Here is a 13,052-nt window from a genome sequence, read left to right as displayed (position 1 = left end):
CAACCGCGGGGCGGTTCGTCGGTTGAGGGGGAAGAAGAGGAGACGCGTCATGGTCGACCGCGACAAGGGTACGCCCGATCACAATCTGTCTACCGAGCATCAGAAGACGGGGGACGCAGCCCTTCCGAGCGACACGCTCGATAAGCCTGCGGACGAGGTGTCCCCGGCCAAGGACTTCGATCCCGCCGGCGACGTGGGCAAGCCGCAGCCGAGCGGCCGCTGACCGGTCAGAGATAGTCGGCGAGCGCCAGCCAGGCCTTCTGCTTGGCCGCGACCCCGACCGTGTGCAGCGGGCTGCTGGAGGGCAGGGCGACGATCGCATAATGCGCCGCCGCCTCGCCCAGCTGTGCCCGCCCGTGACGTAGCGCCGTGCCGCCGTTGAAGCCGATCGCGCGCAACTGCGACAGCGTTGTGACCAGCGAGGCGAGGTCATTGGCGGCGAGGTCACGGATGGCCGCGTCGCTGCTGCCGGTCCGCCGCGCCTGGGCGACGACGTCCCACAAGCCGATCCCGGCGGCCTGCAAGGTGGCGAGCCGCTCCGCGTAGGCGAGTGGCACCAGGTCTTGCCCGGCGACCGGCGACATCAGCCGCCAGAACTGGTTCTGCGGGTGCGCGTAATAACGCTGCTCGGCGAGTGAGCGCTCGCCGGGCAGGCTCCCGAGCACCAGCACGCGCGTGCCCGCGTCGACCACAGGCGGAAAGCTGCGCTTGAGCGGGTCGCTCACAGCGCCTGGCCCGCCGCCCAGCCGCTCGCCCAGGCCCATTGGAAGTTGTAGCCGCCGAGCCAGCCGGTCACGTCCATCGCCTCGCCGACGACGTACAGCCCCGGCAGGTGCCGCGCCGCCATGGTGCGCGAGGAGAGCCCCTCGGTCGCGATGCCGCCTACCGTCACCTCCGCCTTGGCAAAGCCTTCGCTGCCGTTCGGGACGAAGCGCCAGTCGCCAAGCCGCTGCTCGGCGTCGCGAAGCGTGGCGTCGCGCTGGTTGCCGAGTTCTCCCACTACCGCCAGGCGTTCGGCGAGAACCTCGGCAAGTCGGTCGGGAAGCGCCGTCGAAAGCACCGCGCGCAGACCCGCACGGGGGCGGGTGCGCTTCGCCTCCAGCAGCCACCCAGCATCCTGATCGGGCAGGAAATCGATGCCGATCGCATCGCGGTGACGCCAATAGGAGGACACCTGGAGGATCGCCGGACCCGACAGGCCGCGGTGGGTGAACAGCGCCGCCTCGCGAAACGCCGCCTTGCCGCAGCGCGCGACCACTTCGGTGGCCACGCCGGACAGGGAGCGGAACAGCGCTTCCTCCGGCGGCAGCGTCAGCGGCACGAGCGCCGGGCGCGGCTCGACGACCTTCAACCCGAACTTGCGGGCGAGATCATAGGCAAAGCCGGTTGCGCCCAGCTTTGGGATGGACGGACCGCCGGTGGCGATCACCAGCGCCGGCGCCGTGAGCTTGGCGTTACCGTGCACCACGGTGAACCGTCCGTCCGCATGCGAGACGTCCCGGATCGGGGCGCCCAGGCGGATCGCCACGGCGCCCGCTGCGCACTCGTCCAGCAGCATGGCCACGATCTGCCGCGCGGAGCCGTCGCAGAACAATTGGCCGAGCGTCTTTTCGTGCCAGTCGATTCCGTGCCGCTCGACCATCTCCAGGAAGTCGCCGGCGGTGTAGCGGCCGAGCGCCGACTTGGCGAAATGCGGGTTGGCGGACAAGTACCGGTCTGGCGCCGTGCCCAGGTTGGTGAAGTTGCAGCGGCCTCCGCCCGAAATCAGGATCTTGCGGCCCGGCTCCGGCGCATGGTCCACGACGACCACGCGCCTGCCGCGCTGCCCGGCGACGGCCGCGGCCATCAGCCCGGCGCCACCCGCGCCGAGCACGATCGCATCGAAGCTCTCCATCGATCAGCCGGCGGCAGGCGCGAAGCTGAGGATGGCCTCCTCGTGCTTCTCTGGACGGATGTAGATGGAGGTGAGGGTGGGGATCGCGGCCTTCAGTTCGGCCTCCAGTTCCTCGATCAGTGTTTCGCCTGCGCCCATGGTCAGCGCATCGTCGAAATCGGCGCTGATCGCAACGAAGACCGCATCGGGTGCGGTGTGGATGGTGCGCACGTGGTTCACCGCCGAGATGCCGGGCTTCGCGCCCACCACGGACCGCACCCGCTCGATCAGCACCGGGTCCGCGCGCTCGCCGATCAGCAGCCCCTTGGCCTCCCGCGCCAGCAGTGCGGAGACGGTCGCCAGGATCAGGCCGATGAGGATCGATGCGACGCCATCGATGCGGGGATCCCCAAAATAATGGCTGGCCCACACGCCAGCGCCCGCGACGGCAAGGCCGATCAGCGCCGCCGAATCCTCGAACAGAACGATGAAGCCAGCCGGATCCTTGGACTCGTGGATCGCGCACCACCAGCCGGTATCCCCGCGCTTGGCGTTGAACTCGCGTACCGCGATCATCCAGGACGATCCCTCCAGCAGGACGGCGACGCCCAGCACGACGTAGTTGACGAGGGGATCGCTGAGTGGCTCCGGGTCCAGGATGTGGAGGTAGCCTTCGTAGATCGATACGCCGGCGCCGACTGCGAAGATCAGCAGGGCGACCACGAATGCCCAGAAGTAGAGCTCGCGGCCATAGCCGAACGGGTGCTTGGGATCGGCCGGCCGGCGCGCGCGCCTCTGCCCGTAGAGCAGCAGCACCTGATTGCCGCTGTCCACTACCGAATGCACGCCCTCCGTCAGCATCGAGGACGAGCCGGTGATACCGGCGGCGATGAACTTCGCGACACCGATCCCGAGATTCGCCGCGAGCGCGCCATAGAGAACGAGGTTGTTCTTGATGTGCGCGCCCGCGCCGTCCTTCGCCATGAACCATTCCCTGCCTGTGCGGATGCTGAAGTGCCTGGGCAGCACCAGTGGTTCCGCCAGCCCTCGCGCGGCGGCGCGCGGGCTGCTAGGCGGCGGCGATGCTGAACCTCAATGGAATCACGGTGCGCCTGGGCGGGCGGCTCCTTCTCGATGGCGTCAATGCGGCGCTGCCGCCGGGCAGCCGCGTCGGCCTGATCGGCCGCAACGGTGCCGGCAAGTCGACCCTGGTGCGCGTGATCGCGGGCGAGCTGGAGCCCGATGGGGGCGCCGCGGAGATGCCGCGCGGCAGCCGCCTGGGCTATGTCGCGCAGGAAGCGCCCGCTGGCAGCGCCACGCCGTTCGAAACGGTACTCGCCGCCGACACGGAGCGGGCAGCGCTGATGGAAGAGGCCGAGACGTCACACGACCCCGACCGCCTGGCCGAGGTGCACGAGCGGTTGCTCGCAATCGACGCCCATACCGCGCCGGCACGCGCCGCGCGCATTCTGGTGGGCCTCGGATTTGACGAGAGCATGCAGCAGTCACCGCTCGACGGCTTTTCCGGTGGCTGGCGCATGCGCGTCGCGCTCGCCGCCTTGTTGTTCAGCCAGCCCGACGTGCTGCTGCTCGACGAGCCTTCGAACCACCTCGACCTGGAAGCGGTGCTGTGGCTGGAGGACTTCCTCAAAAGCTATCGCGCGACGATCGTGATCGTCAGCCACGAGCGCGACTTCCTCAACAACGTCGTCGATCACATCCTTCACCTGCAAGGCGGCAAGGTGACGCTCTACCCGGGCGGCTATGACGCGTTCGAGCGGCAACGCGCCGAGCGGATGGCGCAGCTGGAGGCGGCGCGGGCCAACCAAGTCGCGCAGCGCGCAAAGCTGCAGGATTACATCGCCCGCAACTCTGCGCGCGCTTCGACCGCCAAGCAGGCGCAGTCACGCATCAAGGCGCTTGCCAAGATGGCGCCGATCGCCGCGATGGCAGAGGATCCGTCGCTGTCGTTCGATTTCCCCGACCCCGACGAACTGCGCCCCCCGCTGGTGACGCTCGACATGGCGAGCGTCGGCTATGGTGAAAAACCGATCCTCAAGCGGCTCAACTTGCGGCTCGACCCCGACGATCGCATCGGTCTGCTTGGTCGCAACGGCAACGGCAAGACCACGCTCGCCCGACTGCTCGCCGCGCAGCTGACGCCGATGGAAGGCGAGATGGCATCCTCGTCCAAAATGCGGGTCGGCTATTTCACCCAGTACCAGGTCGAGGAGCTCGACGCGCGCGACACGCCGCTCGAGCACATGACCCGGCTGATGAAGGGCAAGACGCCGGGCGCGGTGCGCGCGCAGCTCGGGCGATTCGGCTTTTCGGGCGACAAGGCGACGACGCTGGTCGGCAAGCTTTCCGGCGGCGAACGCGCGCGGCTCGCGCTGGCGCTCATCACCCGCGACGCGCCGCACATGCTGATTCTCGACGAGCCGACTAACCACCTTGACGTCGACGCGCGCGAGGCGCTGATCCAAGCGCTCAACGCCTACACCGGCGCGGTGGTGGTGGTCAGCCACGACCGCCACATGCTGGAGACTACGGCCGACCGGCTGGTGCTGGTCGACGGCGGCACCGCCAGCGACTTCGACGGCAGCCTGGACGACTATATCGCGCTGGTGCTGGGCGGCGGCAGCAAGGCGGACAAGGCCGAGAAAAAAGCCAACAAGAAGGAGGACCGCCGAGCCGCGGCCGAAGCACGCGAGCGTGCCCAAGGGCTGCGCAAGGAGGCGCAGGCTGCCGAGCGGGAGGTGGTGAAGCTCACCGCCGAGCGCACGGCGATCGACCAGGCGATGTTCGCCCCTGCGGAGGCGGCACCGGCGCTCGCGAAGCTCACCATGACCGAGTTGATGAAGCGGCGAGCGGATCTGTCCGAGCGGATCGAAGCCGCGGAGACGCGCTGGATGGAGATCAGCGAGGCGTTGGAGGGCGCAGCGGCGTAGCGGCCACACTAGTCGACGCGATGCGGGCCTGCTGGTTGGCAGCCCTGCTTCCCTCTGGCATCAGTCCGATGATGCCGAAAATTGCCTGTGAATGGGGCCTGTCCGGAATTGAGGCTTGGAAGGCCTGTGCGGACGTCTTCGTCATCGTTGACGTGTTGTCGTTCTCGACGGCGGTGAGCGTAGCCGTCGGAAACGGTGCGACCGTGTTCCCCTTTCCGTACGGCGATGCCGCCGCGGCAGCAGCCGAAGCTGCTCGGCATGAAGCGGTTGCAGCGTCACCGCGCAGTGCAGGAGGAGGGCAGCTCAGTCTTTCGCCGGCCAGCCTCAAGCATATCGCGTGGGGGACCCGCCTCCTGCTGCCGTCGCCGAATGGCTCCCGGCTGTCGCTGGCCACTGGTGACGCTCCGACGATCTGCGGCTGCTTGCGCAACGCCCGAGCGGTCGGTGCGGCGGCAAGCCGCCTCGCCGGTGATGGAACGATCGTCGTGATTGCTGCAGGGGAGCGGTGGCCGGATCAAATGCTGCGACCAGCCATCGAGGATTGGCTCGGAGCAGGCGCCATCATCGATGCTCTTGGCGGGACACCCAATGCAGAGGCCGACCTGGCAGCAGAAGCGTACCGGGCAGCGAAGCCTCGCCTGGCCCAGATCCTCCGCGACAGCCGCTCGGGCCGCGAACTTTCCGGTTGGGGATACGCCGCCGATATCGAGGTCGCGCTTGAGGTGGATTCTGCCGTCGTTCCGATGATGCGAGAAGGTGCGTACCAGGCCCTCTGAAGCGGCTTCATCATTGCCTCGCAGTCCCCGCGCTGCAACATTCTCTCCCTTGCGAAGGGGAGCCCAACACTTGCGATCGATTCTGCGCCTATCCGCCGCCGCCCTGCTGCTCGCCTGCACCAGCAGCCTTGCCCATGCGCAGTCGGCGGAGACCACCACCACCGTCGAGAAGAAGAAGGCGGAGGACGAGACCAAGCCGCCGCCGCTGCCGGGCGACAAGACGATCAGCCAGTCGGCGCGGATCGGCGGGCGCACGCTGTCGTACAAGGCGACCGTGGGCACGATCCCCGTGCGCGACGGGAAGGGGAAGGAGATCGGCCAGGTCACCTATACGGCCTACACCGTGCCGGGACGCGATCCGGCGCGTCCGGTGACCTTCGCCTTCAACGGCGGGCCGGGTGCCGCGTCGGTCTATCTCAACCTGGGCGCCATCGGGCCCAAGCGCGTCCAGTTCGGTGCGCAGGGCGATGCGCCCTCCGACGCCCCGATCGCGAGCGACAATCCCAACAGCTGGCTCGACTTCACCGACCTGGTGTTCATCGATCCCGTCGGCACCGGCTTCAGCCGCAGCCTGGTCGACGAGGCGGAGACCAAGAAGGCGTTCTACGCCAACGATCCCGACATCAAGTATCTGTCGAAGGTCGTCTACGACTGGCTCGTCAAGGAAGGCCGGTTGCGCTCGCCCAAATATGTGATGGGCGAGAGTTACGGCGGGTATCGCGCGCCGCGGATCGCCTATGAACTCCAGTCGCAGGTCGGCGTCGGGGTCAACGGGATGATCCTGGTGTCCCCGTATCTCGATCCCGCCTCGGGGGACGGCGCGACCGCCCTGTCGCCGCTGCCGTGGATGATCGATCTACCGTCGATGGCGGCCTCCAACCTGGAACGGCAGGGCCGCCTGACGCCGGCCGCGATGGCGGAAGTGGAGGCCTATGTCCGCGGCGATTACGCACGCGACCTGCTGCGCGGCCGATCCGATCCCGAAGCGACCGCGCGCATCTCGCAGCGCGTGGCGGAACTGACCGGACTCGATCCTGCGATGGTGCAGAAGCTGGGCGGCCGGATCGACAGCCGCACCTACCTACGCGAAATCCATCGCAACGAAGGACGGATCGGCAGCATCTATGATTCCAACGTGACGGCGTTCGATCCCTTCCCCTGGTCGGCACAGCAGCAATCGAACGACCCGATCTTGGACGCGCTGATCGCGCCGACCACCAGCGCGATGGTCGACTTCGTCACCCGGGAGGTGGGCTGGAAGACGGATGCGCGCTACCATGCGCTTTCCTACGAGGTGAACCAGGCCTGGGATCGCGGCAAGCCGGACGACACGCCGGTGAGCGACCTGCGCAAGGCGATCGCGAACGATCCCAAGATGCGGGTGATGATCGTCCATGGCTGGGACGATCTCTCCTGCCCCTTCTTCGCCTCGCGCCTGATCGTCGATCAGATGCCGGCGTTCGGCCAGGCGGAGCGCGTGCAGCTGCGCGTCTATCCGGGCGGGCACATGTTCTACAGCCGCAGCGACAGCGGCGCGTCGTTCAAGCAGGATGCCCAGGCGCTGTATCGCTGAGCCCGTAGCTGCCGGTGGCGGAAACGGGCGCGATCGGCAGCGCCATACTCGCTCGCGGTGGCGTCTTAGCGACGCTTGAGCAGCGTCTCCACGCTGTCGTCGACGGTGCCGATCTTGCCCGGCTCATGGCCGGCCTCCTGCTCCAGCGCAGCCCGGATCTGCTCGATCTGCCGGTCCGTCAGATGCTCGATGCCGATGAACTCGCCGCGAGCCGCGTCGAGGGCGCGGATGAGCTCGTCGAGCTTCGCCTGCATCGCCGCTCCGTCCCGGTTCTGGGAGTTCTGGATCAGGAACACCATCAGGAAGGTAACGATGGTGGTCGCGGTGTTGATCACCAGCTGCCACGTGTCGGAATAGCCGAAGATCGGCCCACTGACCCCCCAAGCGAGGATCGTTACGAGCGCGAGCACGAACGTCAGCGGCTGTCCGGCAGCAGTTGCGATGCGGGTGGATATGGCAGTGAAGATGTTGTCCAGCATGCGCGTACCCAAGGCGCGAACTGCCGCGAAAGCAAGCAGCGCCGCGCCTTGGTCATAGCATCAGAAGTTGAGTCCGACCCGCGCCAGCAACCGGCTGTCCGCGTTGCTGCCATCCGCATAGGGAGAGTCGACGATCGCCCGGTCGGAGATGTCGGTATCGACATAGTCGATGCCGATCACCAACGGGCCGGTGACATGCTCCACGCCCAGGCGCCAGTCCATGTAGTTGCCGCCCGGCCGCAGGCGCGCAGCGCGCAGCGTGTTGTCGACGTTCCCGGAGCTGCGGCCGATCCCCGCGATCACCGTGAACGGCGTCACGGGGATGCCCATGCGCCCTTCCGCGCCGATGTAGAAATTGTCGCCCCCGATCGCCGACTGCTTCGGCGCATAGCGTGCAAAGCCGTCGAGCTGCACGGGACCCAGCGCAAAGCCGGCGCCGCCGCCGAGCTCGAGATAGCTGAGCGCGCGGTCGCTGCCCGGGAAGAAGTGGCCGGTGACCCCACCGTCCACGCGGACCGGTCCCAGATATTGTGCGTAGCTGGCGGCGAGATCGATCCCCACCGCAGCGCCGCCGTGGCGCGGGCTGTCGTTCAGCGTCGCGACCGAACCCGTGACCGAGAAGCCCTGGCCCCCAAGCGGGATGGTCGCCGTGCCCCGCAGGCTGACGTCGCCGTCGCTCCAGCTGATTCCCCGCTCGCGATCGTCGGTGGTGAGTTCCACGGAAAGGGTTGAGCGCTCCGTTTCGCTCTGGGCACGGGCGGGCAGGGCGGCGGCAACGGAGAGAAGGGCGCTGCCGACCAGAAGAAACAGGCGGGACTTGGCTCCCGGGGCGGAACAGCGCGTGCGCATCGACGATCTCCGAAGATTGGGTGGTGCGATCGCGTTCGGCAAACGCGAGCAGCTGGGTGCGGAGGCTCGGCAGGCCTGCCTCGACATGGCTGCGATAGCGATGCACCCAGCGTCGCGCCACCCCGAGCGGTGACCCTCATCGGCTGCGACGCACCTGTCGGCGCGGAGCGCTGGATCATTCCCAAAACAAAACCGCCGCCCGGTCTCCCGGACGGCGGCTTCGTTGTTCAGGCTGATCGCGGCGATCAGTCGTTCAGATACTCGCCGGCATCCTCGTCGGTGCCGTGACCGCTCGGGGTGACCGAGGCGAGGGCGTCGCTCGTGCCCTGATCGTCGCGGACAGAACGCGCATGCTCGGCCTCATGCTCTTCCTCGGCGCTGTTCGGCGCGATGAGAGCGGCCTGGAGCGCCCGCTGCTGTGCGCGGAGCGCCACGTCGCGGCTGGTCGCCGCCACGCGCAGGCGGTTCATGCCCGCACCGGTACCCGCCGGGATGAGCCGGCCGACGATCACGTTCTCCTTCAGGCCGTTCAGCGAGTCGATCTTGCCCTGCACCGAAGCCTCGGTGAGCACACGGGTCGTTTCCTGGAACGAGGCGGCCGAGATGAAGCTGCGGGTCTGCAGCGACGCCTTGGTGATGCCCAGCAGGATGGGCTTGCCCTGTGCCGGCTGCTGGCCCGGGGCCAGCTTGGCATTGGCTTCGTCCATCTCGTCGCGGTCGAGCTGCTCGCCCGCCAGCAGGGTGGTGTCGCCACCGTCGGTGATCTCGACCTTCTGCAGCATCTGGCGAACGATCACCTCGATGTGCTTGTCGTTGATCTTCACGCCCTGCAGTCGATAGACTTCCTGGATTTCCGACACGAGATATTCTGCCAGCGGCTCGATGCCGAGCACTTCCAGAATGTCGTGCGGATCCGGGCTGCCGCCGATCAGGTTGTCGCCACGCTTAACGTAGTCGCCTTCCTGAACGTCGATCACCTTCGACTTCGGCACCAGATACTCGACGACCTCGCCGCCGTCCTCCGGCTGGATGCCGATCTTGCGCTTCGCCTTATAGTCCTTGCCGAACACGACGCGGCCGGAGACCTTTGCGATGATCGCATTCTCCTTCGGCTTGCGTGCCTCGAACAGCTCGGCGACGCGCGGCAGACCACCGGTGATGTCGCGGGTCTTGGCAGCCTCGCGGCTGACACGAGCCAGAACGTCGCCGCCCTGGACCTGCGCACCATCCTCGACCGAGAGCGTCGCGCCCGGCGCCAGCATGTAGCGGCCGGCCTCGCCCGAATTCTCGTCGAGCAGGGTCAGGCGAGGACGCAGATCCTCCTTCGACTTGCCGCGATATTCGGTGACGACGCGCTGGGTGATGCCCGTCGCTTCGTCGGCCTGCTCGGTCAGGGTCTTGCCGTCGATCAGGTCCTGGTACTTCACGGTACCCGGATTCTCGGTGATCACCGGCATGGTGAACGGATCCCACTCCGCCATGCGGTCGCCCGCGCTGATGATGTGGCCATCGTCGCACAGCACATAAGCACCGTACGGGATGCGATCCACCGAGAGCTCACGACCGTCCATGTCGACGATCGCCATCTCGCCCGAGCGGCTGAGCACCACGCGGCGGCCACGCTGGTCCATGATGACGCGCAGGTCGCGGTATTCGACCTTGCCGTCGACCGGCGCTTCCAGGTTCGACTGCTCGTTGAGCTGTGCCGCACCACCGATGTGGAAGGTACGCATGGTCAGCTGCGTGCCCGGCTCACCGATCGACTGCGCCGCGATGACGCCGACGGCTTCACCGATGTTCACCGGCGTACCGCGGGCGAGGTCACGCCCGTAGCACTTGCCGCACACGCCGATCTTGGCCTCACAGACGAGCGGGCTGCGGATCTTCATGCCCGGTACGTTCAGCGCCTCGATCTGCGTGATCATCGCCTCGTCGAGCAGCGTGCCCGAAGGGATGACGACCTCGCCGGTCTTGGTGTCGATCACGTCCTCGGCCGTGGTGCGGCCCAGGATGCGCTCGCCGAGCGACGCGATGGTCGAACCGCCCTGAACGATCGCCTTCATCTCGAGCGCACGCTCGGTACCGCAATCCTCTTCCATGATGACGCAGTCCTGCGACACATCGACGAGGCGGCGGGTCAGGTAACCCGAGTTGGCGGTCTTCAGTGCGGTATCCGCGAGGCCCTTACGAGCGCCGTGGGTTGAGTTGAAGTACTCAAGGACGGTCAGGCCTTCCTTGAAGTTCGAGATGATCGGCGTCTCGATGATCTCGCCCGACGGCTTGGCCATCAGGCCGCGCATGCCCGCCAGCTGCTTGATCTGCGCTGCCGAACCACGAGCACCCGAGTGCGCCATCATGTAGATCGCGTTGACCGGCTTTTCGCGACCGTTCTCGTCGCGCTTCACCGCCTTGATCTCGTCCATCATGGCCGCCGCCACCTGGTCGCCGCAGCGGCTCCAGGCGTCGATCACCTTGTTGTACTTCTCCTGCTGCGTGATCAGGCCGTCCTGATACTGCTGCTCGTAATCCTTCACGAGCGCACGCGTCTCGTCGACCATGCCTTCCTTGGCGGCCGGGATGATCATGTCATCCTTGCCGAAGGAGATGCCGGCCTTGAACGCGTTGCGGAAGCCCAGCGCCATGATGGCGTCGGCGAACAGCACCGTCTCCTTCTGGCCGGTGTGACGATAGACCTCGTCGATCACGTCGCCCACGTCCTTCTTGGTGAGAAGGCGGTTGACGGTTTCGAACGGCACCTTGTGGCTCTTCGGCAGCGTCTCGCCGAGCAGCATGCGGCCCGGCGTCGTCTCGACGCGCTTCATGTAGGTGTTGCCGTCCTCGTCCGTCTGCGGAACGCGGCTGATGATCTTGGTGTGCAGCGTGACGGCGCCGGCGTTGAGTGCCTGGTGCACCTCCGCCATGTCGGACAGCATCATGCCTTCGCCCGGCTCGCCCTGCTTCTCCATGGAGATGTAGTAGAGGCCGAGGACCATGTCCTGCGACGGCACGATGATCGGCTTGCCGTTTGCGGGGCTCAGGATGTTGTTGGTCGACATCATCAGGACGCGCGCTTCCAGCTGCGCTTCCAGCGACAGCGGGACGTGCACGGCCATCTGGTCGCCGTCGAAGTCGGCGTTGAACGCCGAGCAGACCAGCGGGTGGAGCTGGATTGCCTTGCCCTCGATCAGCACCGGCTCGAACGCCTGGATACCGAGACGGTGGAGCGTCGGCGCGCGGTTGAGCATCACGGGATGCTCGCGGATCACCTCGTCCAGGATGTCCCAGACTTCCTTGCGCTCCTTCTCGACCCACTTCTTCGCCTGCTTCAGGGTCATCGACAGACCCTTCGCATCGAGGCGCGCGTAGATGAACGGCTTGAATAGCTCGAGCGCCATCTTCTTGGGCAGGCCGCACTGGTGCAGCTTGAGCTCCGGACCGGTCACGATGACCGAACGGCCCGAATAGTCGACGCGCTTGCCGAGCAGGTTCTGACGGAAACGGCCCTGCTTGCCCTTGAGCATGTCAGACAGCGACTTCAGCGGACGCTTGTTGGCGCCCGTGATCGTGCGACCGCGGCGGCCGTTGTCGAACAGTGCGTCGACGGCTTCCTGCAGCATGCGCTTTTCGTTGCGGACGATGATGTCCGGCGCACGCAGCTCCATCAGCCGCTTGAGGCGGTTGTTACGGTTGATCACGCGGCGATACAGATCGTTTAGATCCGAGGTCGCGAAGCGGCCGCCGTCCAGCGGCACCAGCGGGCGCAGCTCGGGCGGGATGACCGGAACGACGTCCAGGATCATCCACTCGGGGCGGTTGCCCGAGTCGATGAAGCTCTCGACGACCTTCAGCCGCTTGATGATCTTCTTGGGCTTCAGCTCGGACTTGGTGACGGCGAGCTCTTCGAGAAGCTCCTTGCGCTCACCTTCCAGGTCGAGCTCCATCAGCATCGTCTTGACCGCTTCGGCGCCGATGCCGGCGGAGAAGGCGTCCTCGCCGAACTGGTCCTGCGCCTCGAGCAGCTCGTCCTCGGTGAGGAGCTGATACTTCTCCAGGCTGGTGAGGCCCGGCTCGATCACGATGTAGCTCTCGAAGTAGAGCACGCGCTCAAGCTGCTTGAGCTGCATGTCGAGCAAGAGGCCGATGCGCGACGGCAGCGACTTCAGGAACCAGATGTGCGCGACAGGTGCGGCCAGCTCGATGTGGCCCATGCGCTCACGGCGAACCTTCGAGACGGTGACTTCGACACCGCACTTCTCGCAGACGATGCCCTTGTACTTCATGCGCTTGTACTTGCCGCACAGGCACTCATAGTCCTTGATCGGACCGAAGATGCGCGCGCAGAACAGGCCGTCGCGCTCGGGCTTGAACGTGCGATAGTTGATCGTCTCGGGCTTCTTGATCTCGCCGAACGACCAGGAACGGATGCGCTCGGGGGAGGCGATGCCAATCTGGATCTGGTCGAAGGTCTCCGGCTTCTGGACCGGATTCGCGAAGTTGGTCAGTTCGTTCATGTCGTATTCCCTCTAGGGGCAAAACTCCGGGCGAAACGGG

The 13,052-nt window shown here is 66.6% G+C and carries 10 protein-coding genes; 4 read left to right on the top strand and 6 right to left on the bottom strand.

From position 1 onward, the window contains the following. Window positions 1–49 precede the first annotated feature (49 nt). A complete protein-coding gene (locus tag MHZ35_RS06150; RefSeq protein WP_239434812.1) occupies window positions 50–223 on the top strand; it encodes a hypothetical protein in 174 nt (57 codons plus the stop codon). Window positions 224–227: 4 nt separating this feature from the next. Here MHZ35_RS06150 and MHZ35_RS06145 read toward each other — a convergent pair whose 3' ends face one another. From MHZ35_RS06145 to MHZ35_RS06135, 3 genes are read right to left on the bottom strand one after another with little or no spacing between them, the layout of a single operon-like run. Next, entirely contained in the window at window positions 228–725 is a 498-nt protein-coding gene (locus MHZ35_RS06145) for a DNA-deoxyinosine glycosylase (RefSeq protein WP_239434811.1), read from the bottom strand. Beyond that, window positions 722–1,894: an NAD(P)/FAD-dependent oxidoreductase gene (locus MHZ35_RS06140; protein ID WP_239434810.1), complete on the bottom strand. Its 1,173-nt coding sequence runs from the start codon at window positions 1,892–1,894 to the stop codon at window positions 722–724. Before MHZ35_RS06140 ends, MHZ35_RS06145 begins: the two co-directional genes overlap by 4 nt. 3 nt (window positions 1,895–1,897) lie before the next feature. Then, entirely contained in the window at window positions 1,898–2,857 is a 960-nt protein-coding gene (locus tag MHZ35_RS06135) for a cation diffusion facilitator family transporter (RefSeq protein ID WP_239434809.1), read from the bottom strand. A 98-nt stretch (window positions 2,858–2,955) separates the two neighbouring features. On the opposite strand from MHZ35_RS06135, the gene abc-f reads away from it, so the two are divergent. The 3 genes from abc-f to MHZ35_RS06120 all read left to right on the top strand — a co-directional run bounded on the left by abc-f (window position 2,956) and on the right by MHZ35_RS06120 (window position 7,173). Beyond that, window positions 2,956–4,824, top strand: a complete 1,869-nt coding sequence (gene abc-f, locus MHZ35_RS06130; protein ID WP_239434808.1) for a ribosomal protection-like ABC-F family protein — start codon at window positions 2,956–2,958, stop codon at window positions 4,822–4,824. A gap of 35 nt (window positions 4,825–4,859) precedes the next feature. Then, on the top strand, window positions 4,860–5,600 hold the full coding sequence (locus MHZ35_RS06125; protein WP_239434807.1) for a 2-phosphosulfolactate phosphatase: 741 nt from the start codon (window positions 4,860–4,862) through the stop codon (window positions 5,598–5,600). Window positions 5,601–5,670: 70 nt separating this feature from the next. Next, entirely contained in the window at window positions 5,671–7,173 is a 1,503-nt protein-coding gene (locus MHZ35_RS06120; protein WP_239434806.1) for a S10 family peptidase, read from the top strand. Window positions 7,174–7,238: 65 nt separating this feature from the next. Here the strand turns inward: MHZ35_RS06120 and MHZ35_RS06115 are convergent, their stop codons facing one another. The 3 genes from MHZ35_RS06115 to rpoC form a co-directional block, all read right to left on the bottom strand. Then, window positions 7,239–7,649 carry a low affinity iron permease family protein gene (locus tag MHZ35_RS06115; RefSeq protein ID WP_239434881.1) on the bottom strand — a complete coding sequence of 137 codons (411 nt, stop codon included), beginning with the start codon at window positions 7,647–7,649 and terminating at the stop codon, window positions 7,239–7,241. 63 nt (window positions 7,650–7,712) lie between these two features. Then, a complete protein-coding gene (locus MHZ35_RS06110; RefSeq protein ID WP_239434805.1) occupies window positions 7,713–8,501 on the bottom strand; it encodes a TorF family putative porin in 789 nt (262 codons plus the stop codon). Between the two features lie 245 nt (window positions 8,502–8,746). Further along, window positions 8,747–13,012, bottom strand: coding sequence for a DNA-directed RNA polymerase subunit beta' (gene rpoC / locus MHZ35_RS06105; protein WP_239434804.1), 4,266 nt, complete (start codon window positions 13,010–13,012; stop codon window positions 8,747–8,749). Window positions 13,013–13,052 lie beyond the last annotated feature (40 nt).

Origin of the sequence: Sphingomonas sp. ACRSK (assembly GCF_022346685.1) — a bacterium.
Lineage (GTDB): Bacteria > Pseudomonadota > Alphaproteobacteria > Sphingomonadales > Sphingomonadaceae > Sphingomonas > Sphingomonas molluscorum.
This window is presented reverse-complemented; position numbering and strand designations above follow the sequence as displayed.